The sequence below is a fragment of the Yersinia sp. Marseille-Q5920 genome (assembly GCF_946902935.1).
Taxonomy (GTDB): Bacteria; Pseudomonadota; Gammaproteobacteria; order Enterobacterales; family Enterobacteriaceae; genus Yersinia; species Yersinia rochesterensis.
The window spans coordinates 1-19,560 of record NZ_CAMPQA010000003.1 but is presented as its reverse complement, the minus strand read 5'-3'; the positions used below and the strand labels follow the sequence as shown (position 1 = coordinate 19,560).

Below are 19,560 nucleotides of genomic sequence, written 5' to 3'. Positions count from 1 at the left end.
TAGCGGAGCACTAACATGATCCAAGAACAGACTATGCTGAACGTGGCCGACAACTCCGGTGCACGTCGCGTAATGTGTATCAAGGTTCTAGGTGGCTCGCACCGTCGCTACGCAGGCATCGGCGACATCATCAAGATCACCATCAAGGAAGCAATTCCTCGTGGCAAGGTGAAGAAAGGCGATGTTCTGAAGGCGGTAGTGGTGCGCACCAAGAAGGGTGTACGTCGCCCGGACGGTTCTGTCATTCGCTTCGATGGTAACGCTTGTGTTATTTTAAATAATAACAGCGAGCAGCCAATCGGCACGCGTATTTTTGGGCCGGTAACTCGTGAACTGCGTAATGAGAAGTTCATGAAAATTATCTCTCTGGCACCAGAAGTACTCTAAGGAGCGAACCATGGCAGCGAAAATCCGTCGTGATGACGAAGTTATCGTGCTAACCGGGAAAGACAAAGGTAAGCGCGGTAAAGTAAAGAATGTCCTGTCTGCTAGTAAGGTCATTGTTGAAGGTATCAACCTGGTTAAAAAACATCAGAAGCCGGTTCCGGCCCTGAACCAACCAGGTGGCATTGTTGAAAAAGAAGCTGCAATTCAAGTTTCCAACATTGCGCTGTTCAACGCGGCAACTGGTAAGGCTGACCGTGTAGGCTTTAGATTCGAAGATGGCAAAAAAGTCCGTTTCTTTAAATCTAATAGCGTAACTATCAAGTAATTTGGAGTAATACGATGGCGAAACTGCATGATTACTACAAAGACGAGGTAGTCAAACAACTGATGTCTCAGTTTGGCTACAACTCTGTCATGCAAGTCCCTCGGGTCGAGAAGATCACCCTGAACATGGGTGTTGGTGAAGCGATCGCTGACAAGAAACTGCTGGATAATGCAGCAGCTGACTTGGCAGCAATCTCCGGTCAAAAGCCGTTTATCACCAAAGCACGCAAATCTGTTGCAGGCTTCAAAATCCGTCAGGGCTATCCGATCGGCTGTAAAGTAACCCTGCGTGGCGAACGCATGTGGGAATTCTTTGAGCGTCTGATTACCATTGCTGTTCCACGTATCCGTGACTTCCGTGGCTTGTCCGCTAAGTCATTCGATGGCCGTGGTAACTACAGCATGGGTGTGCGCGAGCAGATCATCTTCCCGGAAATCGACTACGATAAAGTCGATCGTGTACGTGGTTTGGATATTACCATTACCACTACTGCGAAGTCCGATGATGAAGGCCGTGCATTGTTGGCTGCTTTTAAATTCCCATTCCGCAAGTAAGGTAGGGTTACTGATGGCTAAGCAATCAATGAAAGCACGCGAAGTCGTTCGCGTGAAACTAGCTAACAAATACCGCGCTCAACGCGAGGAATTAAAAGCTATTATCTCTGGTGTGAACTCATCCGACGAAGATCGTTGGAATGCTGTTCTGAAGCTGCAGTCTCTGCCGCGTGATTCCAGCCCGTCCCGTCAGCGTAACCGCTGCAACCAAACTGGTCGTCCGCATGGTTTCCTGCGGAAGTTCGGGTTGAGCCGTATTAAAGTCCGTGAAACCGCAATGCGCGGTGAAATCCCGGGCCTTAAAAAGGCTAGCTGGTAATTGTCACCAATTGAATCACGGGAGTAAAGACAGATGAGCATGCAAGATCCGATCGCGGATATGCTGACCCGTATCCGTAACGGTCAATCCGCAAACAAAGTCGCGGTCACCATGCCTTCCTCCAAGCTGAAAGTGGCAATTGCCAACGTTCTGAAGGAAGAAGGTTTTATTGAAGATTTTAAAATCGAAGGCGACACCAAGCCTGTTCTGGAATTAGCACTTAAGTATTTCCAGGGTAAGGCAGTGGTAGAAAGCATTCAACGTATCAGCCGTCCAGGTCTGCGCATCTATAAGAAAAAAGATGAGCTGCCAAAAGTTATGGCCGGTTTGGGTATCGCTGTTATTTCTACCTCTAAAGGTGTTATGACCGATCGTGCAGCTCGCCAAGCTGGTCTTGGTGGCGAGATTATCTGCTACGTAGCTTAATTCGGGAGGAAAGAATGTCTCGTGTTGCAAAAGCACCCGTCGTCATTCCTGCCGGCGTAGAGGTAAAACTCAACGGTCAGGTTATTTCGATAAAGGGTAAGAACGGCGAGCTGACTCGTACCGTCCATAGCGCTGTTGAAGTTAAGCAAGAAGAAAATACATTGACTTTCGCTCCACGCGAAGGCGCTGTAGACGGTTGGGCCCAAGCGGGTACCACTCGTGCACTGCTTAATGCAATGGTCGTTGGTGTTACCGAAGGCTTCACTAAGAAGCTTCAATTGGTAGGTGTAGGTTACCGTGCCGCAGTTAAAGGCAACGTGGTGAATTTAGCTTTAGGCTTCTCTCATCCAGTTGACCATGAATTGCCGGCTGGCATTACTGCTGAATGCCCGACCCAAACTGAAATCGTGCTGAAAGGCGCTGATAAGCAGGTGATTGGTCAGGTTGCAGCAGATTTACGTGCCTACCGTCGTCCTGAGCCTTATAAAGGCAAGGGTGTCCGTTACGCCGACGAAGTCGTGCGTACCAAAGAGGCTAAGAAGAAGTAAGGTAACACTATGGATAAGAAAGCAGCTCGTATCCGTCGTGCGACCCGCGCACGCCGCAAGCTCAAAGAACTGGGTGCGACTCGCCTGGTGGTACATCGTACCCCACGCCATATTTACGCGCAGGTTATTGCACCAAACGGTTCTGAAATTTTGGTAGCAGCTTCTACTGTAGAAAAAGCTATCAATGAGCAATTGAAGTACGCCGGCAACAAAGATGCCGCCGCAGCTGTAGGTAAAGCTGTTGCAGAGCGCGCATTGGAAAAAGGGATCACGAAAGTATCCTTTGACCGTTCCGGTTTCCAATATCATGGTCGAGTCCAGGCACTGGCAGATGCTGCCCGTGAAGCTGGCCTTCAGTTCTAAGGTAGAGGTGTAAGATGTCTCACATCGAAAAACAAGCTGGCGAACTGCAGGAAAAGCTGATCGCGGTAAACCGCGTATCTAAAACCGTAAAAGGTGGCCGTATTTTCAGCTTTACCGCACTGACAGTAGTTGGTGATGGTAACGGTCGCGTTGGTTTTGGCTACGGCAAAGCACGCGAAGTTCCGGCAGCGATCCAAAAAGCGATGGAAAAAGCCCGTCGCGCTATGATTAATGTTGCTTTGAATAACGGCACTCTGCAGCACCCTGTTAAAGGTGCTCACACAGGTTCCCGTGTATTCATGCAACCAGCTTCTGAAGGTACCGGTATCATCGCCGGTGGTGCAATGCGCGCCGTCTTGGAAGTTGCAGGGGTTCATAACGTTTTAGCTAAAGCATATGGTTCTACTAACCCGATTAACGTGGTTCGTGCAACTATCGCAGCTTTAGAAGATATGAAATCCCCAGAAATGGTCGCTGCTAAGCGTGGTAAGTCCGTCGAAGAAATTCTAGGGAAATAACCATGGCAAAGACTATTAAAGTAACTCAAACAAAAAGCAGTATCGGTCGTTTGCCGAAACACAAGGCAACTCTGATCGGTTTAGGTCTGCGTCGTATTGGTCATACTGTAGAGCGTGAGGATACTCCTGCTGTGCGTGGTATGGTCAACTTGGTTTCCTACATGGTTAAAGTTGAGGAGTAACAGATGCGTTTAAATACTCTGTCTCCGGCTGAAGGTGCCAAGCATGCGCCGAAGCGTGTAGGTCGTGGTATCGGTTCTGGCCTGGGTAAAACCGCTGGTCGTGGTCACAAAGGTCAGAACTCACGTTCTGGTGGTGGCGTACGTCGTGGTTTTGAAGGTGGTCAGATGCCTTTATATCGTCGTTTGCCGAAATTCGGCTTCACCTCTCGCAAAGCTATGATCACGGCAGAAGTTCGTCTGTCTGAACTGGCTTTAGTGGAAGGCGACGTAATCGACCTGAACACGCTGAAAGCCGCTAACGTTGTTGGTACCCAGATTGAGTTCGCGAAAGTTATGCTTTCAGGCGAAATCACTCGTGCGGTAACTCTGCGTGGTCTGCGTGTCACCAAAGGCGCTCGTGCTGCTATCGAAGCTGCTGGCGGTAAAATTGAGGAATAAGTAGCAGATGGCTAAGCAACCAGGATTAGATTTTCAAAGTGCTAAAGGCGGATTAGGCGAACTGAAGCGCAGACTTTTGTTTGTTATCGGTGCGCTTATTGTTTTCCGTATCGGCTCTTTTATTCCGATTCCTGGTATCGATGCCACTGTGCTTGCTAAATTGCTCGAGCAGCAGAGAGGGACCATCATTGAAATGTTTAACATGTTCTCTGGTGGTGCTCTCAGTCGTGCTTCTATCTTTGCCTTGGGTATCATGCCGTATATTTCGGCATCGATTATTATCCAACTGCTAACTGTGGTTCATCCGGCGTTGGCAGAAATAAAGAAAGAAGGGGAGGCTGGCCGTCGTAAGATTAGTCAGTACACCCGCTATGGCACGTTGGTATTGGCTATATTCCAATCGATCGGTATTGCTACCGGTCTGCCGAATATGCCTGGGATGCAAGGTCTGGTAATCAACCCAGGCTTTGCTTTCTATTTTACCGCTGTTGTTAGCTTGGTCACAGGGACGATGTTCCTAATGTGGCTTGGCGAACAGATTACTGAGCGTGGTATCGGTAACGGTATTTCAATCATAATCTTTGCTGGTATTGTTGCCGGTCTTCCACCTGCAATAGCCCATACCATCGAGCAAGCTCGGCAAGGCGACCTGCACTTCCTCCTGTTGCTGTTGGTTGCAGTATTAGTGTTTGCAGTAACCTTCTTCGTTGTTTTCATTGAACGTGGTCAACGTCGTATCGTCGTTAACTATGCTAAACGTCAACAAGGTCGTCGTGTTTATGCAGCACAGAGCACACATTTACCGTTGAAAGTGAATATGGCCGGGGTTATCCCTGCAATCTTTGCTTCCAGCATAATTCTGTTCCCTGCCACGATTGCATCATGGTTCGGGGGCGGAACAGGTTGGAACTGGCTGACGACTATTTCGATGTATTTGCAGCCAGGACAGCCGCTTTATGTGTTACTCTATGCGTCTGCAATCATCTTCTTCTGTTTCTTCTACACGGCGTTGGTGTTTAACCCACGTGAAACAGCAGATAACCTGAAGAAGTCCGGTGCATTCGTGCCAGGAATTCGTCCGGGAGAGCAAACGGCGAAGTACATCGATAAAGTAATGACGCGTCTAACCTTAATTGGTGCGATGTATATTACTTTCATCTGCCTGATCCCGGAGTTCATGCGTGACGCGATGAAAGTACCATTTTACTTTGGTGGTACCTCCCTACTTATCGTAGTGGTGGTCATCATGGACTTTATGGCTCAAGTGCAAACTCTGATGATGTCTAGTCAGTACGAGTCTGCATTGAAGAAAGCAAACCTGAAAGGCTATAACCGCTAATTCAGGGATGTTTGAGAAGTTACGGAGAGTAAAAATGAAAGTTCGTGCTTCCGTCAAGAAATTATGTCGTAACTGCAAAATTGTTAAGCGTAACGGTGTCGTTCGCGTAATCTGCAGTGCCGAACCAAAGCATAAACAGCGTCAAGGCTGATTTATCTTGCATATTTTTCTTGCAAAGTTGGGTTGAGCTGGCTAGATTAGCCAGCCAATCTTTTGTATGTGACTGCAATGCTATTTGAGTATCCTGAAAACGGGCTTTTCAGAATGGTATTGCTGTATAAAATAGTAGGAGTGCATAGTGGCCCGTATAGCAGGCATTAACATTCCTGATCAGAAACATACCGTTATCGCTTTAACAGCGATCTTCGGCATCGGTAAGACCCGTTCACAGGCTATCTGTGTTGCTGCGGGTATTGCTGAAAATGTTAAGATCAGTGAGCTGTCTGAAGAGCAAATCGAGAAGCTGCGTGACGAAGTTGCCAAGTACGTTGTAGAAGGTGATCTGCGTCGTGAGGTGACCCTGAGCATCAAGCGTCTGATGGACCTTGGGACTTATCGTGGTTTGCGTCATCGTCGTGGTCTACCAGTTCGCGGTCAGCGTACTAAGACCAACGCACGTACCCGTAAGGGTCCGCGTAAACCGATCAAGAAATAATCGGGGTGATTGAATAATGGCAAAGGCACCTATTCGTGCACGCAAGCGTGTAAGAAAGACAGTCTCTGACGGTGTGGCTCATATCCATGCTTCTTTCAACAACACCATCGTTACCATTACAGATCGTCAAGGTAACGCATTGGGTTGGGCAACAGCAGGTGGTTCCGGTTTCCGTGGATCTCGTAAGTCTACTCCGTTTGCAGCGCAAGTTGCAGCAGAGCGCTGCGCTGACGCAGTGAAAGAATACGGTATCAAGAATCTGGAAGTTATGGTTAAAGGACCTGGTCCGGGCCGTGAGTCTACTATCCGTGCGTTAAACGCGGCTGGTTTTCGCATCACTAATATTACTGATGTGACTCCGATCCCTCATAACGGTTGTCGTCCGCCGAAAAAGCGCCGCGTATAACGCTGCTTTTAGGTTTGTTGGAGAGAGAAAATGGCAAGATATTTGGGTCCTAAGCTCAAGCTGAGCCGTCGTGAGGGCACAGACCTGTTCCTTAAGTCTGGCGTTCGCGCGATTGACACCAAGTGTAAGATTGAACAACCACCTGGCCAGCACGGTGCGCGTAAACCGCGTCTGTCTGACTACGGTGTGCAGTTACGTGAAAAACAAAAAGTTCGCCGTATCTATGGTGTTCTAGAACGTCAATTCCGTAACTACTATAAAGAAGCAGCACGTCTGAAAGGCAACACCGGTGCAAACCTGTTGCAATTGCTGGAAGGCCGTCTGGATAACGTAGTTTACCGTATGGGCTTTGGCGCAACTCGTGCTGAATCACGTCAGCTGGTTAGTCATAAAGCTATCATGGTAAATGGTCGCGTTGTTAACATCGCTTCTTATCAGGTATCTCCGAATGACGTAGTCAGCATCCGTGAGAAAGCTAAAAAGCAGTCTCGTGTTAAGGCAGCTTTGGAGCTGGCTGAGCAGCGTGAAAAGCCGACTTGGCTGGAAGTTGATGCTGTCAAGATGGAAGGTGTGTTCAAACGTATTCCTGAACGTACTGATCTGTCTGCGGACATTAACGAACACCTGATCGTCGAGCTTTACTCCAAGTAAAGCTTAGTACCAAAGAGAGGACACAATGCAGGGTTCTGTGACAGAGTTTCTAAAACCGCGCCTGGTAGATATCGAGCAAGTGAGTTCGACGCATGCCAAGGTGACCCTTGAGCCGTTAGAGCGTGGCTTTGGCCATACTCTCGGCAACGCACTGCGCCGTATTCTGCTTTCATCTATGCCGGGTTGCGCTGTGACCGAGGTTGAGATTGATGGTGTACTACATGAGTACAGCACCAAAGAAGGCGTACAGGAAGATATCCTGGAGATCCTGCTCAACCTGAAAGGGCTGGCGGTGAGAGTTCAGGGCAAAGATGAAGTTATTCTTACCCTGAATAAGTCTGGCATTGGCCCTGTGACTGCAGCCGATATCACCCATGATGGTGATGTCGAAATCGTCAAGCCGCAGCACGTTATCTGCCACCTGACCGATGAAAACGCATCTATTAGTATGCGTATCAAAGTTCAACGTGGTCGTGGTTATGTGCCGGCTTCTGCCCGAATTCATTCGGAAGAAGATGAGCGCCCGATTGGTCGTCTGTTAGTAGACGCATGCTATAGCCCTGTAGAGCGAATTGCCTACAATGTTGAAGCAGCGCGTGTAGAACAGCGTACCGACCTGGACAAGTTGGTTATCGAGATGGAAACCAATGGTACGATCGATCCTGAAGAGGCGATCCGCCGTGCGGCAACTATCTTGGCTGAACAGCTTGAAGCTTTCGTTGACCTACGTGATGTACGTCAGCCGGAAGTTAAAGAAGAGAAGCCAGAGTTTGATCCGATCCTGCTGCGCCCTGTTGACGATCTGGAATTGACTGTCCGCTCTGCTAACTGCCTCAAGGCAGAAGCTATCCACTACATCGGTGATCTGGTACAGCGTACCGAGGTTGAGTTGCTGAAAACGCCTAACCTGGGTAAAAAATCTCTTACTGAGATTAAAGACGTGCTTGCATCACGTGGTCTTTCTTTAGGCATGCGCCTAGAAAATTGGCCGCCGGCTAGCATTGCTGATAACGAGTAACCGGATCACAGGTTAAGGTTTTACTGAGAAGGATAAGGTCATGCGCCATCGTAAGAGTGGTCGTCAACTGAACCGTAACAGCAGCCATCGCCAGGCTATGTTCCGTAACATGGCCGGCTCTTTGGTTCGTCATGAGATAATCAAGACGACCCTGCCGAAAGCGAAAGAGCTGCGTCGCGTTGTTGAGCCGCTGATTACTCTTGCCAAGACCGACAGCGTAGCTAATCGTCGTCTGGCATTCGCCCGCACTCGTGATAACGAGATCGTGGCAAAACTGTTTAACGAGCTAGGCCCGCGTTTCGCGAGCCGCGCCGGTGGTTACACTCGCATTCTGAAGTGTGGCTTCCGTGCAGGCGACAACGCACCGATGGCTTACATCGAGTTAGTTGATCGTGCTGCATCGCAAGCAGAAGTAGTTGCTGCAGAGTAATCTGTAAACGCGTAAAAAAACCGGGCTTGCCCGGTTTTTTTACGTCCAGAATTCAGCAACATGGTTTCCATTCTTCATCTCTTTACACCGTGCCACTTATTATTTATCTGCCAATCCATTAATCTTAACTAGCACTCCATTTTATGGGGCTGATTGGAGGATATATGGGATTAGTCGATGAATGGGCTGAAAGACACATTATTAATGCTCAAGAGAATGGAGAACTGGATAATCTTTCGGGAAATGGCAAACCCTTGTTGCTTGATGATGACCGCCTTGTTCCTCCTGAACTAAGAGCTGGCTATAGATTATTGAAGAATGCCGGATATCTTCCTCCTGAATTGCAGGATCGTCAGGAAGCACTGACTATCACTGATTTATTATCGCAACTGGATAAACAACACCAAGATTACCCTAACTTGCATAAAAGACTGGTCCTACTGGAACTAAGATTAAAGCAAGCGGGGTTTAGCACGGACTTTTTACACAAAGAGTATCAGCACAAAGTGGCAGATAAGCTGTCCAAAGAGGAGTAATGCATGCTAAAAATTGGGCAACTCGCTAAACTTGCAGATGTCACGCCAGATACTATTCGCTATTACGAAAAGCAAGGCATGATGGAGCATGGCGAACGTACGGAAGGTGGCTACAGACTTTACACTGAACAAGATTTGCAGCGTTTACGTTTCATTCGTTATGCAAAGCAGCTTGGTTTTACATTAGAAACAATTGCTGAGTTATTGTCGATCCGTGTTGATCCGGAACATCACACATGCCAAGAGTCTAAGGCGATTGTAGATTCTCGGCTACATGATGTGGAAAGCAAGATCATAGAGTTGAAAAAGATGCAGGAGTCTTTAAAACGACTTAGTAATGCGTGTTGCGGTAGTACGCACGCCACGACTTATTGCTCAATTTTGGAGGCACTGGAGCAAGGGGCAACTGAAGAGTTAGCTAGAGACTAAATTTTTTTAGAGGATGGGTTTTTATCCGTATTTATAGGCAGTATTATTCGTGTGTTTTTTGATCAATATTTCATTGGTGAGGTACTACTATGACGACATATCGGCATACTAAAGGAAAAATTAAAGACAATGCGCTGGAAGCCCTGCTCCATGATCCACTATTTAGGCAACGTATTGAGAAGAATGCTAAAGGCAAAGGAAGCTACCAGCGTAAAGAAAAACACGGTAAAGGCGGTAACTGGGAGGCCAGTGGTAAGCAATCAATAGATTTATTACCACTGGCCTCCTGATTTGAAAGCAATAAAAAAGCCATCAATATTGATGGCTTTCTACATTTAATAAAGCTGAAATTATTTTGGTTGTTGCGCTTTCAGTAGGTCACGAATTTCAGCAAGCAGTTTTTCTTCTGTTGTTGGTGCTGGCGGCGCTGCAGGTTCTTCCGCTTTTTCGCGACGTAGTTTATTCATTAGTTTAACGGCTGAGAAAATAGCGAGTGCGACAATGACGAAATCAAAAACGCTTTGAATAAAACTACCATAATTCATTACAACAGCAGGTATAGTTCCTTCGGCGGCACGTAATACGAAATGGAATTGTTTGAAATCGACCCCACCGAGCAATAAACCTAATGGTGGCATAATGATATCGGCAACAAGTGAGGAGACAATTCTGCCAAATGCAGCTCCAATAATTACCCCGACAGCCAAGTCGACCACATTGCCACGCATGGCAAATTCACGAAATTCCTTCATAAAACTCATAACTAACACCCCCCTTTAAAATGAACTACTTAATCTTAGCTAAATAAAACTGGATACAGCCATAATTATAGGAAAATTTTTCCATTCTCAATGGGAATAGTTTTAATTTAATCATCATTAATTACAAGAAGAACGGACTTGGCTGGAACAGCCGCTCCACATCAGGGACGAATTTTTTGTGAGTAATAAACATTATTACATGATCGCCCTGCTTAATAACGGAGTTACCATTTGCAATAATAACTTCGTCACCACGAACAATTGCCCCAATAGTTGTACCCGGCGGCAGCTTTATATCTTCAACCATTCGGCCTACCACTTTTGATGTTGTTTCATCACCGTGGGCAATAGCTTCTATTGCTTCAGCAACACCTCGTCTTAATGACGAGACACTGACAATATCGGCTTTGCGGACATGGCCTAATAATGCGGAAATAGTAGCTTGTTGTGGCGATATAACAATATCAATAACACTTCCCTGAACCAGGTCGACATAGGCACTGCGCTGGATTAGTACCATTGCCTTTTTAGCGCCCATGCGTTTTGCCAACATAGCTGACATAATATTTGCTTCATCATCATTGGTAATGGCGATGAAAACATCAACCTGTTCAATATGTTCTTCTGCTAACAATTCCTGATCTGATGCATCACCATAAAATACGATAGTATCGTGCAGCATTTCTGCTAATTCAGCCGCACGTTGCTGGTCGCGTTCGATTAACTTTACGCTGTAATCTTTTTCCAATCGTAACGCTAAGCCCGCCCCTACATTTCCACCACCAACAATCATGATGCGCTTATAGGGTTTTTCCAGCCGTTGCAATTCACTCATTACGGCCCGGATATGCTGCGAGGCAGCAACAAAGAATACTTCATCACCCGCTTCAATAATTGTCGAACCCTGCGGACGAATTGGCCGATCTTGACGAAATATTGCCGCGACTCTAGTATCAATATGCGGCATATGTTCACGTAAAGATGATAATGCATTCCCGACTAGTGGCCCGCCATAATAGGCTTTGACCGCCGCAATGCTGACTTTACCTTCAGCAAAATTCACCACCTGCAAAGCACCCGGATATTCGATAAGTTTATAGATGTAATCTATAACTAACTGTTCCGGTGAGATTAAATGATCAATAGGAACCGCTTCCGGTAGAAATAGTTTATCTGCTTCACGAATATATTCAGCCGAACGAATGCGAGCGATACGATTTGGTGTGTTAAATAGCGAGTAAGCTATTTGGCAGGCAACCATATTAGTTTCATCTGAGTTAGTCACTGCTACCAACATATCGGCATCTTCTGCCCCAGCTTCCCGCAAAATACGCGGGTGCGACCCATGCCCTTGCACGACTCGAAGATCAAATTTATCTTGTAGCTGGCGTAGCCGACCAGAGTCGACATCAACGACCGTGATGTCATTGTTCTCACCTACCAGATTTTCTGCCAGGGTACCGCCGACTTGCCCCGCCCCAAGAATAATTATTTTCATAGCGCTCTCTGTTTCACACTGAAATTAGGTTTGAGGCAGCAAAGGCCACGACTATCTTTTGATCAACTTTGCATAATAAAAACCATCGCCATCCTCAGGATGTGGCAGGTTTTGTCTACCGGGCGCTGAAGTTGTACCGGTTTCGACCAATTCTGCTTCACTGTGCCGTTGCAGGAAAGCGGCTATCTGCTGCTGATTCTCTTCTGGCAATATAGAGCAGGTAGCATAAACCATTACGCCACCTTGTTTTAGTTTAGGCCAGATAGCTTCAAGTATCTCAGATTGAAGTTGGGCCAGGTCGGCAATATCGCTGTCTCGGCGCAACCATTTGATATCGGGATGCCGGCGAATAACCCCGGTTGCTGAGCAAGGGGCATCTAACAGAATTCGGTCGAATTGCTGATCACCGCACCATTCATCCGGGGTTCGGCCATCACCGACTCGCACGTCCGCATGTAATTTCAGACGTTGTAAGTTCTCTTTAACTCGGCTGAGACGCTGTTCATCTATATCGATAGCTAATACATGGGCCTTTGGCGCTGCTTCCAATATATGAGTTGTTTTACCCCCTGGAGCGGCACACAAATCGAGGATCTGTTCACCATTTTGGGGATCAAGCAGATCAACACAGCCTTGTGCGGATGCATCTTGCACTGTTACCCAGCCGAGTTCAAAACCGGGGAGAGCGCCGACAGCACAAGGTGTAATAAGGCGAACAGCATCAGGATAAAGATCATGAGGTAGAGCATCAATATTAGCTTGCTTCAACAGCTCAAGGTATTCACTACGTGAATGATGTAGCCGGCTTACGCGCAGCCACATTGGCGGTTTTTGATTATTTGCGTCCAAAATCTGCTGCCATTGATCTGGATAGGCGTGTTTAATCCGCGCCAGTAGCCAGCTTGGATGCAGGTAGTGACTCTCGTTATTTGCAGCTCGCTCTAATAATTCCACTTGCTGGCGCTGGAATTGGCGCAGTACCCCATTAATTAACCCTTTTAATTGGGGGCGTTTCAATGCGGTAGCCCCCTCAACTGTTTCCGCCAGCGCTGCATGAGGGGGAATGCGCGTGTATATCAGCTGATAAAGTCCAACCATAATCAAATAATGAAAAACGCGCTGTTTGCCCGTCATCGGGCGTGCCATTAATTGCTTGATGCACCATTCGAGCTGCGGTAAAACACGCAAAGTGCCAAAACACAACTCCTGCAGCAATGCGCGATCTTTATCGGAAATATTTTTATGTAGCCCAGGTAAAACGGTACTGAGCGATTGCCCCTGATCCAATACCTGGCTAATTGCTTTGGCAGCGATGCTGCGGAGATTATATGTGTTTTTCATAACCAAAAAAGCCGACAAACGTCAGCAAATAAAGGGAAAGTAGCCCGATGATGAAGTATCGGGCGATGAAACTTATACCCGTTGGGTATATGATTAAATAGATCTTTTATGCTAACTGGTTACCGGGAGTAAACCATTCGCGCCGCGAATTTAACAAATCTGCTGCTGACATCGCTTTCTTTCCAGCCGGTTGCAGTTGCGTGATATTCAAAACACCATCAGCGGTGGCAATTTGAATGCCATGCTTATCGGCCTGAATGATTGTTCCAGGAGCGGCATTGTCAATAGTCGCGAGCACTTGTGCTTGCCAAACTTTGATCGGCTGCGCATCAACAACGAAATAGCTGACTGGCCAAGGATTGAAGGCGCGAATACAACGCTCTAACTGAACAGCAGAAAGTGACCAATCTAGTTTGGCTTCCTCTTTGCTCAGTTTTTCTGCATAGGTTACTTGCGCTTCGTCCTGTACTTCGGGCTGTGCACGGCCTTCGGCCAACTGTTGCAGTGTGACTAATAAGCCCTGAGGGCCAAGTTGCGCCAATTTATCGTACAGTGTCGCACTGGTGTCTTCTGGCTGAATATCACACTCAATCTTATGCAACATATCACCGGTATCCAGCCCGGCATCCATCTGCATGATAGTCACACCGGTTTTTGCATCGCCGGCCCATAATGAGCGTTGGATCGGAGCAGCACCACGCCAGCGCGGCAACAGGGAACCATGGACATTAATACAGCCTAATCGCGGCATGGTTAAAACAGATGCCGGCAGAATCAAGCCATAAGCAACCACCACCATAATATCCGCGTTAAGATCGGCAACTAAGTGCTGATTTTCTTCCAGGCGTAATGATTTTGGCTGAAAAACGGGAATGTTGTGTTGTTCAGCTAATACCTTCACCGGGCTTGGGGTAAGCTTATTTCCTCGGCCTGCTGGGCGGTCAGGTTGTGTGAAAACCCCCACAATCTGATGTTGAGAAGACAACAACGCGCCTAAATGGCGCGCTGCAAAGTCAGGAGTTCCGGCAAAAATAATCCGCAAAGAGTCAAACACATTGGTTTCCTGCAATTAATAGGTTTCCTGTATTAGAGTCAGTTAGTCGGCTCGAGCATTTAGCTTGGCCATTTTCTCCAGCTTCTGGCGGATACGCTGACGTTTCAGTGGAGATAAATAATCCACAAACAGTTTGCCCACCAAATGATCCATTTCATGCTGGATACAAATCGCCAATAAGTCATCAGCTTCTAGCTCGAACGGTTTACCGTCACGATCCAGCGCCCTGATTTTGACTTTTTCAGCCCGAGGAACTAACGCGCGTTGCTCTGGAATGGATAAGCAACCTTCTTCAATACCGGTTTCACCGCTTTTTTCCAACAGTTCAGGGTTAATCAACACTAAACGTTGGTCACGATTTTCCGAGACATCGATGACGATAATTTGCAGGTGAACATCCACTTGTGTTGCAGCAAGGCCAATACCTTCCTCTGCGTACATGGTTTCGAACATGTCGTCCACGATACGCTGGATTTCACCATTAACTTCTTTTACCGGCGCTGCAATTTTGCGCAGCCGCTCGTCTGGGTAATGTAATACTTGTAATACTGACATAAATATCTAGATCTGCGTCCGAGTAGTGAATGATATTCAATCTCTATTCTAGACATTTCCGGCCATGATTGACAGCATCGTCTACCAATTGAACAAATCGGCGTCAGTTTAGGAAATATGCCAGGGAGGCGATATGCTAGCGGCAGAATTATGGCTCAGGATGAGCTACGTCAAAGGGCTCGGGGCAATAAAAAGCAGCGCATTGGTAAGGCGGTTACTGGCCAGCGGTGATGTTCACCTTGGGAGATTGGCCGCCTATGGGTTAGATCCCCAGCAATGTCAGCAATTTACTCAGGTCGATCCCCATTATATTGACGCCACCCTGACCTGGCTGGATCACCCCTCGCATTACTTATTCACATACGGCGAGCCTGGCTATCCACCGCGTTTAGCTCATATTTCTACTGCTCCCCTGATGATTTTTGTTTCCGGTGAACTTGATGCCCTTTATCGGCCACAAATTGCCATGGTGGGCAGTCGCCATTTTAGCCATTATGGCGAACAGTGGGGGCGATATTTCGCTTCAGAATTGGCTCAAACTGGGTTAGTCATTACCAGTGGTCTGGCTGTGGGGATTGACGGAATCTGCCATAAGGCGGCCCTGAATGCTAAAGGAAAAACCATTGCTGTATTAGGTAGTGGATTGGAGCACATATACCCACGTCGTCACAGTCAATTAGCGCGCGAAATTGAGTATCAAGGTGGGGCTTTAGTCTCCGAGTTTCTGACAACAGCATTACCTATCGCCGCTCATTTTCCTCGAAGAAACCGTATTATCAGCGGATTAAGTTCCGCAGTGTTAGTTGTTGAAGCAACAATGAAAAGTGGCTCTTTAATTACTGCCCGCTATGCTATGGATCAAGGCCGAGATGTTTTTGCACTTCCGGGGCCACTCGGCAGCGCAACCAGTGAGGGGGTTCACTGGCTAATTCAGCAGGGGGCATACTTGGCCAAATCTGCTCATGAGGTTGCTGAACAGGTTGGCGGTTCGCTGCAATGGATATCATTGCCCGACAAAGTAATTATTTCTTCATCTGAGGGGCAAGTTGAATTGCCATTTGCCGATGTGTTGGCTAACGTAGGAGATGAGGTGACACCCGTTGATGTCGTCGCCGAACGTGCCGGCCAACCTGTGCCAGATATCGTTAGCAAATTGCTCGAACTGGAGTTAGCAGGGTGGATCGCAGCTGTACCCGGCGGCTATGTCCGATTAAGGAGGGCAGGCCATGTTCGACGTTCTAATTTACTTATTTGAAACTTATATGCATAACGAGTCGGAAATGCTTGTTGATCAAGACAGGATTACTGATGATCTTGCACAAGCAGGTTTCTATCGTGAGGATATCAACAACGCCCTGAACTGGTTAGAGGCTCTCGCCGACCTACAAGAGGGGCAGAAAGCACCTTATCTCTATGCTGCTGATCCGCAAGCACTGCGTATTTATACGGCGGAAGAGTGTCAACGTCTGGATGCCACTTGCCGTGGTTTTATCCTGTTTCTTGAACAAATTCAGGTATTACACCTTGATACCCGTGAGATGGTTATCGACCGTATTATGGCATTGGACTCGAATGAGATTGACCTAGAGGATCTCAAATGGGTTGTGTTAATGGTGCTGTTTAACATTCCGGGTTATGAAAGCGCCTATCAGCAGATGGAAGAGTTACTTTTTGAAGTCAATGAAGGTTATTTGCACTAAGTGGTAATATCACTGGCAAATAACTTTATATAGAAGGCGTTATGACAAAAACAGTTACTGCTAAGGATAATGGGTCGTGTCCGGAGTGCGGAGCGGCGTTAGTCATTCGTAGCGGCGGTCATGGCCCATTCCTTGGTTGCTCACATTATCCAGGTTGCCAGTACATGCGCCCGCTGAAAGCGCAATCTGACGGCCATATCGTGAAAGTTCTGGAAGGGCAACATTGCCCTGAATGTGGTTCAGAAATGGTGTTGCGGCAAGGACGTTTTGGTATGTTTATTGGTTGTAGCCAATATCCGCAATGCGATCATACCGAAGTTATTGATAAACCGGATGAAACATCAATAGACTGTCCACAATGTGGGCAAGGAAAATTGCTACAGCGCAAATCTCGGTTTGGAAAAGTCTTCCATGCTTGCAATCGTTATCCCGATTGCCAGTTTACAATTAATCAGCAACCCATTACTGGAGAGTGTGTTTATTGCCACTATCCATTGTTAATGGAAAAGAAAACAGCACAAGGCGTAAAACGTTTTTGCGCCAGCAAGTTATGCGGGAAGGCAGTAGTCAGTGAGTAATAACAACGTGAGTAAGCCAGAGAATAGTGCCGTTTTGGCGGATGTGTTGCGGGCATTGCAACAAGAAGAGGTTATCGCCTACCCGACAGAGGCTGTGTTCGGGCTGGGCTGTGATCCTGATAGTGAAAAGGCTGTTAATGCATTATTAGCATTAAAACAGCGGCCATGGCAGAAAGGGCTGATTCTAATTGCCGCCAATTATGAACAGTTAAAACCGTATGTGAATGACGCGGCACTAAGTGACGCCCAGCGAGAGGCTATTTTTTCCTGTTGGCCAGGGCCGGTAACTTGGGTTATTCCTGCCCGCCCTGAAACACCGCGCTGGCTAACGGGCAGCTTTGATTCATTAGCCGTGAGAGTCAGTGACCACCCACTTGTACAGCAGCTTTGCTCGCAGTATGGCAAACCGTTGGTTTCAACCAGCGCTAACTTAAGTGGCCAAGAACCTTGCCGTACAACTGAAGAAGTCAGAATACAGTTTGGTGTTTCACTGCCCGTATTCACTGGTTTAGTTGGCGGGCGTTTGAATCCATCTGAGATTAGAGATGCTTTAACCGGTAAACAATTTCGTCAAGGATAGGAAATAGCATGGATCAGAAGTTTGCAGTGTTTGGTAACCCAATTGGGCACAGTAAGTCACCAAGGATCCATGCGCTCTTTGCTGAGCAAACGGGCATTGAACATCGTTACGGTATGGTTTTGGCTCCTAATGAAACTTTTGAAGAGACATTAACGTCTTTTTTTGCGGGCGGAGCGATAGGCGCGAACATAACGACACCGTTTAAAGAACGTGCTCATGCAAAGTGCGACGAATTGACCGATCGCGCGTCACTGGCCGGTGCCGTCAATACTATTAAGCAATTAAAAGATGGGCGCTTGTTGGGTGATAACACCGATGGCATTGGTTTGCTCAGTGATCTTGAGCGACAGGGTCTGATCCAAACAACCGACCGTATCCTATTGGTGGGGGCTGGTGGGGCGGCTCGGGGTGTTATCCTTCCTTTACTTTCCTATGGCTGTAAGGTTGTTATCACTAACCGGACTTATGCTCGCGCGCAGCAACTTGCAGAAGTATTCCATCATTTAGGGGATATAGATGCTATCGAGATGCAAGATCTGAGTGGGCAGCAGTTTGATTTAATCATCAATGCGACAGCCTCAGGCATTCATGGTGAAGTACCAAACCTGCCTATAGATATTATTAGCCCACAAACCCGTTGTTACGACATGTTCTATCAGGCTGATATTACGCCATTTTTAACCTGGAGTACGCGCTTGGGGGTGACGAACTATGCCGATGGTTTGGGCATGCTGGTGGGGCAGGCGGCGCATGCTTTTCAGTTATGGCATGGTGTGATACCTGAAATTACCCCTGTATTAAATCAGCTGCGTGATGAGTTAGGTAAATAGAAAGTCACGGAGTAATGCAGGGAAGATATGGTTAATTCCCTGCATCAGAAATTAATCTCTATTTGGTTTCTGCCAGATAGTCATCTTTCCAGCGCACATAGTTACCCGCAGAATAAAGTAGGCCTTCTAATTCAGCGGGCGTTAAAGGGCGGACTTGTCTGGCTGGGCTGCCCATATAAAGGTGGCCGCTAACCAGTTTTTTTCCAGTAGAAACTAAACTACCCGCTCCAATCATCACATCATCTTCTACAATAGCACCATCTAATACGATGGAGCCCATTCCCACTAATACCCGATTGCCAATGGTACAACCGTGGAGCATGGCTTTATGTCCGACAGTCACATCTTCGCCAATAATCAGCGGATTCCCCTTGGGATTATGTTCTGAGTGATGGGTAACATGTAACACGCTACCGTCTTGAATATTAGAACGTGCGCCAATGCTAACCTGATTAACATCACCACGAATGGCAACTAACGGCCAGACACTGACATCATCACCCAAAATAACATTACCAATGATCACACTGGATCTATCGATCATGACTCGTTCACCTAGCGTAGGTAAGTAATGAAGATAAGGGCGAATAGCATCAGACATAATAATAGCCTCTTTATAAGAAAGTACTTTACCGGCAATACTAGCCTTTGCTGGTGGAATTACAACCAATCGGCGGTGGGGATCGCCATGAAAACACAGCGGATCGACCAAGATCTGCACGTAAGGAGTGAAAAGTATTCAAACAGAAGAAAAACGCGAAAAAAGTGTTGTGCAAAAAATTCGACTCCCTATAATGCGCATCCATCGAGACGGCACACAACGAATCAAGTAGTTGAGTGGCCGGCGAAGAGAACAGAGAAAATCAACGAAATTAGTAGTTGACTCTGAATGAGGAAAGCGTAATATGCGCACCTCGCGTTACCAACCACGGGTTGCTAACGCGCTGCTCTTTAACAATTTATCAGACAATCTGTGTGGGCACTCGCAAGACGATATCGAAGCCTGTTTCGGCAGGCAGAAGAAATATCAAAGTCTTGAAGAGTGACCAAAGCAGTACACATTTGAACTTCGGTTCGAATGCATATTTGCAGAAAGTAATCTTTGAGCATCGCTATGTTAACTCATAGCAAATCAAACA

32 protein-coding genes are annotated in these 19,560 nt (G+C 47.1%); 26 read left to right on the top strand and 6 right to left on the bottom strand.

Translation table 11 applies throughout. The features are described 5' to 3' along the window. Window positions 1–15: 15 nt before the first annotated feature. The 20 genes from rplN to OVO64_RS05250 all read left to right on the top strand — a co-directional run bounded on the left by rplN (window position 16) and on the right by OVO64_RS05250 (window position 9,814). Entirely contained in the window at window positions 16–387 is a 372-nt protein-coding gene (rplN, locus tag OVO64_RS05345) for a 50S ribosomal protein L14 (protein ID WP_002213325.1), read from the top strand. Between the two features lie 10 nt (window positions 388–397). Further along, the gene (gene rplX, locus OVO64_RS05340; RefSeq protein ID WP_038637108.1) at window positions 398–712 is read left to right on the top strand and encodes a 50S ribosomal protein L24; all 315 of its coding nucleotides are present in this window, start codon (window positions 398–400) and stop codon (window positions 710–712) included. Between the two features lie 14 nt (window positions 713–726). Beyond that, window positions 727–1,266 carry a 50S ribosomal protein L5 gene (gene rplE / locus OVO64_RS05335; protein WP_004391419.1) on the top strand — a complete coding sequence of 180 codons (540 nt, stop codon included), beginning with the start codon at window positions 727–729 and terminating at the stop codon, window positions 1,264–1,266. 13 nt (window positions 1,267–1,279) lie between these two features. Next, window positions 1,280–1,585 carry a 30S ribosomal protein S14 gene (rpsN, locus tag OVO64_RS05330; protein WP_004391418.1) on the top strand — a complete coding sequence of 102 codons (306 nt, stop codon included), beginning with the start codon at window positions 1,280–1,282 and terminating at the stop codon, window positions 1,583–1,585. Between the two features lie 33 nt (window positions 1,586–1,618). After that, window positions 1,619–2,011 (top strand): 30S ribosomal protein S8, encoded by a 393-nt coding sequence (rpsH, locus tag OVO64_RS05325; protein WP_032820216.1) that lies wholly within the window; start codon window positions 1,619–1,621, stop codon window positions 2,009–2,011. Between the two features lie 14 nt (window positions 2,012–2,025). Beyond that, window positions 2,026–2,559: a 50S ribosomal protein L6 gene (gene rplF, locus OVO64_RS05320; RefSeq protein ID WP_004391415.1), complete on the top strand. Its 534-nt coding sequence runs from the start codon at window positions 2,026–2,028 to the stop codon at window positions 2,557–2,559. A gap of 9 nt (window positions 2,560–2,568) precedes the next feature. After that, on the top strand, window positions 2,569–2,922 hold the full coding sequence (gene rplR / locus OVO64_RS05315; protein ID WP_004391413.1) for a 50S ribosomal protein L18: 354 nt from the start codon (window positions 2,569–2,571) through the stop codon (window positions 2,920–2,922). Between the two features lie 14 nt (window positions 2,923–2,936). Beyond that, a complete protein-coding gene (gene rpsE, locus OVO64_RS05310; RefSeq protein ID WP_002213337.1) occupies window positions 2,937–3,440 on the top strand; it encodes a 30S ribosomal protein S5 in 504 nt (167 codons plus the stop codon). A gap of 2 nt (window positions 3,441–3,442) precedes the next feature. Then, a complete protein-coding gene (rpmD, locus tag OVO64_RS05305; protein ID WP_002213339.1) occupies window positions 3,443–3,622 on the top strand; it encodes a 50S ribosomal protein L30 in 180 nt (59 codons plus the stop codon). A 3-nt stretch (window positions 3,623–3,625) separates the two neighbouring features. Continuing rightward, entirely contained in the window at window positions 3,626–4,060 is a 435-nt protein-coding gene (rplO, locus tag OVO64_RS05300; RefSeq protein WP_004391411.1) for a 50S ribosomal protein L15, read from the top strand. Window positions 4,061–4,067: 7 nt separating this feature from the next. Then, window positions 4,068–5,399, top strand: coding sequence for a preprotein translocase subunit SecY (gene secY, locus OVO64_RS05295; RefSeq protein ID WP_002213344.1), 1,332 nt, complete (start codon window positions 4,068–4,070; stop codon window positions 5,397–5,399). Window positions 5,400–5,433: 34 nt separating this feature from the next. Continuing rightward, on the top strand, window positions 5,434–5,550 hold the full coding sequence (gene rpmJ, locus OVO64_RS05290; RefSeq protein WP_002227352.1) for a 50S ribosomal protein L36: 117 nt from the start codon (window positions 5,434–5,436) through the stop codon (window positions 5,548–5,550). 147 nt (window positions 5,551–5,697) lie between these two features. Next, window positions 5,698–6,054, top strand: a complete 357-nt coding sequence (rpsM, locus tag OVO64_RS05285) for a 30S ribosomal protein S13 (RefSeq protein ID WP_004391410.1) — start codon at window positions 5,698–5,700, stop codon at window positions 6,052–6,054. A gap of 16 nt (window positions 6,055–6,070) precedes the next feature. After that, the gene (gene rpsK / locus OVO64_RS05280) at window positions 6,071–6,460 is read left to right on the top strand and encodes a 30S ribosomal protein S11 (protein ID WP_004709234.1); all 390 of its coding nucleotides are present in this window, start codon (window positions 6,071–6,073) and stop codon (window positions 6,458–6,460) included. Window positions 6,461–6,490: 30 nt separating this feature from the next. Then, window positions 6,491–7,111: a 30S ribosomal protein S4 gene (gene rpsD / locus OVO64_RS05275; RefSeq protein ID WP_002218949.1), complete on the top strand. Its 621-nt coding sequence runs from the start codon at window positions 6,491–6,493 to the stop codon at window positions 7,109–7,111. A gap of 25 nt (window positions 7,112–7,136) precedes the next feature. Next, on the top strand, window positions 7,137–8,129 hold the full coding sequence (locus OVO64_RS05270; protein ID WP_004709232.1) for a DNA-directed RNA polymerase subunit alpha: 993 nt from the start codon (window positions 7,137–7,139) through the stop codon (window positions 8,127–8,129). A 40-nt stretch (window positions 8,130–8,169) separates the two neighbouring features. Further along, on the top strand, window positions 8,170–8,559 hold the full coding sequence (gene rplQ / locus OVO64_RS05265; RefSeq protein ID WP_004391407.1) for a 50S ribosomal protein L17: 390 nt from the start codon (window positions 8,170–8,172) through the stop codon (window positions 8,557–8,559). Window positions 8,560–8,723: 164 nt separating this feature from the next. Continuing rightward, window positions 8,724–9,095, top strand: a complete 372-nt coding sequence (locus tag OVO64_RS05260; protein WP_038637103.1) for a DUF1992 domain-containing protein — start codon at window positions 8,724–8,726, stop codon at window positions 9,093–9,095. 3 nt (window positions 9,096–9,098) lie between these two features. Beyond that, a complete protein-coding gene (gene zntR / locus OVO64_RS05255) occupies window positions 9,099–9,524 on the top strand; it encodes a Zn(2+)-responsive transcriptional regulator (protein ID WP_038637102.1) in 426 nt (141 codons plus the stop codon). 89 nt (window positions 9,525–9,613) lie between these two features. After that, on the top strand, window positions 9,614–9,814 hold the full coding sequence (locus OVO64_RS05250) for an alternative ribosome-rescue factor A (RefSeq protein ID WP_038637100.1): 201 nt from the start codon (window positions 9,614–9,616) through the stop codon (window positions 9,812–9,814). Between the two features lie 60 nt (window positions 9,815–9,874). On the opposite strand, the gene mscL is transcribed toward OVO64_RS05250, so the two are convergent. The 5 genes from mscL to def all read right to left on the bottom strand — a co-directional run bounded on the left by mscL (window position 9,875) and on the right by def (window position 14,733). Further along, window positions 9,875–10,285 carry a large-conductance mechanosensitive channel protein MscL gene (mscL, locus tag OVO64_RS05245; RefSeq protein WP_004391404.1) on the bottom strand — a complete coding sequence of 137 codons (411 nt, stop codon included), beginning with the start codon at window positions 10,283–10,285 and terminating at the stop codon, window positions 9,875–9,877. A 121-nt stretch (window positions 10,286–10,406) separates the two neighbouring features. After that, complete coding sequence (gene trkA, locus OVO64_RS05240) at window positions 10,407–11,783, bottom strand: Trk system potassium transporter TrkA (protein ID WP_038637098.1); 1,377 nt, start codon at window positions 11,781–11,783, stop codon at window positions 10,407–10,409. A gap of 51 nt (window positions 11,784–11,834) precedes the next feature. Beyond that, a complete protein-coding gene (rsmB, locus tag OVO64_RS05235; RefSeq protein ID WP_038637096.1) occupies window positions 11,835–13,124 on the bottom strand; it encodes a 16S rRNA (cytosine(967)-C(5))-methyltransferase RsmB in 1,290 nt (429 codons plus the stop codon). Window positions 13,125–13,230: 106 nt separating this feature from the next. Further along, window positions 13,231–14,178: a methionyl-tRNA formyltransferase gene (fmt, locus tag OVO64_RS05230; protein ID WP_038639905.1), complete on the bottom strand. Its 948-nt coding sequence runs from the start codon at window positions 14,176–14,178 to the stop codon at window positions 13,231–13,233. A gap of 42 nt (window positions 14,179–14,220) precedes the next feature. Continuing rightward, window positions 14,221–14,733 (bottom strand): peptide deformylase, encoded by a 513-nt coding sequence (gene def / locus OVO64_RS05225; protein WP_004391400.1) that lies wholly within the window; start codon window positions 14,731–14,733, stop codon window positions 14,221–14,223. 133 nt (window positions 14,734–14,866) lie between these two features. Here def and dprA point away from each other — a divergent pair, with 133 nt between their 5' ends. From dprA to aroE, 5 genes are read left to right on the top strand one after another with little or no spacing between them, the layout of a single operon-like run. Next, entirely contained in the window at window positions 14,867–15,988 is a 1,122-nt protein-coding gene (gene dprA, locus OVO64_RS05220) for a DNA-protecting protein DprA (protein ID WP_038637094.1), read from the top strand. Then, window positions 15,960–16,433, top strand: a complete 474-nt coding sequence (locus OVO64_RS05215; RefSeq protein ID WP_038637092.1) for a DUF494 family protein — start codon at window positions 15,960–15,962, stop codon at window positions 16,431–16,433. Before dprA ends, OVO64_RS05215 begins: the two co-directional genes overlap by 29 nt. A gap of 41 nt (window positions 16,434–16,474) precedes the next feature. After that, on the top strand, window positions 16,475–17,011 hold the full coding sequence (locus OVO64_RS05210) for a type I DNA topoisomerase (RefSeq protein WP_038637090.1): 537 nt from the start codon (window positions 16,475–16,477) through the stop codon (window positions 17,009–17,011). A 7-nt stretch (window positions 17,012–17,018) separates the two neighbouring features. Then, the gene (gene tsaC / locus OVO64_RS05205) at window positions 17,019–17,591 is read left to right on the top strand and encodes an L-threonylcarbamoyladenylate synthase type 1 TsaC (RefSeq protein ID WP_038639902.1); all 573 of its coding nucleotides are present in this window, start codon (window positions 17,019–17,021) and stop codon (window positions 17,589–17,591) included. 8 nt (window positions 17,592–17,599) lie between these two features. After that, entirely contained in the window at window positions 17,600–18,421 is an 822-nt protein-coding gene (aroE, locus tag OVO64_RS05200) for a shikimate dehydrogenase (protein WP_038637088.1), read from the top strand. A gap of 58 nt (window positions 18,422–18,479) precedes the next feature. On the opposite strand, the gene OVO64_RS05195 is transcribed toward aroE, so the two are convergent. After that, window positions 18,480–19,022 (bottom strand): gamma carbonic anhydrase family protein, encoded by a 543-nt coding sequence (locus tag OVO64_RS05195; RefSeq protein WP_038637086.1) that lies wholly within the window; start codon window positions 19,020–19,022, stop codon window positions 18,480–18,482. A 304-nt stretch (window positions 19,023–19,326) separates the two neighbouring features. On the opposite strand from OVO64_RS05195, the gene OVO64_RS05190 reads away from it, so the two are divergent. Further along, window positions 19,327–19,467 carry a hypothetical protein gene (locus OVO64_RS05190; protein WP_162928760.1) on the top strand — a complete coding sequence of 47 codons (141 nt, stop codon included), beginning with the start codon at window positions 19,327–19,329 and terminating at the stop codon, window positions 19,465–19,467. The last annotated feature ends 93 nt before the right edge of the window (window positions 19,468–19,560 follow it).

Coding starts and splice junctions, on each gene's coding strand:
- aroE (WP_038637088.1), top strand. CDS start 17,600: ATGGATCAGAAGTTTGCAGTGTTTGGTAACCCAATTGGGCACAGTAAG.
- OVO64_RS05195 (WP_038637086.1), bottom strand. CDS start 19,022: ATGTCTGATGCTATTCGCCCTTATCTTCATTACTTACCTACGCTAGGT.
- rpsE (WP_002213337.1), top strand. CDS start 2,937: ATGTCTCACATCGAAAAACAAGCTGGCGAACTGCAGGAAAAGCTGATC.
- rpmJ (WP_002227352.1), top strand. CDS start 5,434: ATGAAAGTTCGTGCTTCCGTCAAGAAATTATGTCGTAACTGCAAAATT.
- rplN (WP_002213325.1), top strand. CDS start 16: ATGATCCAAGAACAGACTATGCTGAACGTGGCCGACAACTCCGGTGCA.
- rplX (WP_038637108.1), top strand. CDS start 398: ATGGCAGCGAAAATCCGTCGTGATGACGAAGTTATCGTGCTAACCGGG.
- rplO (WP_004391411.1), top strand. CDS start 3,626: ATGCGTTTAAATACTCTGTCTCCGGCTGAAGGTGCCAAGCATGCGCCG.
- secY (WP_002213344.1), top strand. CDS start 4,068: ATGGCTAAGCAACCAGGATTAGATTTTCAAAGTGCTAAAGGCGGATTA.
- mscL (WP_004391404.1), bottom strand. CDS start 10,285: ATGAGTTTTATGAAGGAATTTCGTGAATTTGCCATGCGTGGCAATGTG.
- OVO64_RS05260 (WP_038637103.1), top strand. CDS start 8,724: ATGGGATTAGTCGATGAATGGGCTGAAAGACACATTATTAATGCTCAA.
- dprA (WP_038637094.1), top strand. CDS start 14,867: ATGCTAGCGGCAGAATTATGGCTCAGGATGAGCTACGTCAAAGGGCTC.
- rplE (WP_004391419.1), top strand. CDS start 727: ATGGCGAAACTGCATGATTACTACAAAGACGAGGTAGTCAAACAACTG.
- def (WP_004391400.1), bottom strand. CDS start 14,733: ATGTCAGTATTACAAGTATTACATTACCCAGACGAGCGGCTGCGCAAA.
- rpsK (WP_004709234.1), top strand. CDS start 6,071: ATGGCAAAGGCACCTATTCGTGCACGCAAGCGTGTAAGAAAGACAGTC.
- OVO64_RS05190 (WP_162928760.1), top strand. CDS start 19,327: ATGCGCACCTCGCGTTACCAACCACGGGTTGCTAACGCGCTGCTCTTT.
- rplQ (WP_004391407.1), top strand. CDS start 8,170: ATGCGCCATCGTAAGAGTGGTCGTCAACTGAACCGTAACAGCAGCCAT.
- rpsN (WP_004391418.1), top strand. CDS start 1,280: ATGGCTAAGCAATCAATGAAAGCACGCGAAGTCGTTCGCGTGAAACTA.
- rplF (WP_004391415.1), top strand. CDS start 2,026: ATGTCTCGTGTTGCAAAAGCACCCGTCGTCATTCCTGCCGGCGTAGAG.
- OVO64_RS05215 (WP_038637092.1), top strand. CDS start 15,960: ATGTTCGACGTTCTAATTTACTTATTTGAAACTTATATGCATAACGAG.
- OVO64_RS05270 (WP_004709232.1), top strand. CDS start 7,137: ATGCAGGGTTCTGTGACAGAGTTTCTAAAACCGCGCCTGGTAGATATC.
- OVO64_RS05210 (WP_038637090.1), top strand. CDS start 16,475: ATGACAAAAACAGTTACTGCTAAGGATAATGGGTCGTGTCCGGAGTGC.
- rsmB (WP_038637096.1), bottom strand. CDS start 13,124: ATGAAAAACACATATAATCTCCGCAGCATCGCTGCCAAAGCAATTAGC.
- rpsH (WP_032820216.1), top strand. CDS start 1,619: ATGAGCATGCAAGATCCGATCGCGGATATGCTGACCCGTATCCGTAAC.
- trkA (WP_038637098.1), bottom strand. CDS start 11,783: ATGAAAATAATTATTCTTGGGGCGGGGCAAGTCGGCGGTACCCTGGCA.
- rpmD (WP_002213339.1), top strand. CDS start 3,443: ATGGCAAAGACTATTAAAGTAACTCAAACAAAAAGCAGTATCGGTCGT.
- rplR (WP_004391413.1), top strand. CDS start 2,569: ATGGATAAGAAAGCAGCTCGTATCCGTCGTGCGACCCGCGCACGCCGC.
- rpsD (WP_002218949.1), top strand. CDS start 6,491: ATGGCAAGATATTTGGGTCCTAAGCTCAAGCTGAGCCGTCGTGAGGGC.
- zntR (WP_038637102.1), top strand. CDS start 9,099: ATGCTAAAAATTGGGCAACTCGCTAAACTTGCAGATGTCACGCCAGAT.
- OVO64_RS05250 (WP_038637100.1), top strand. CDS start 9,614: ATGACGACATATCGGCATACTAAAGGAAAAATTAAAGACAATGCGCTG.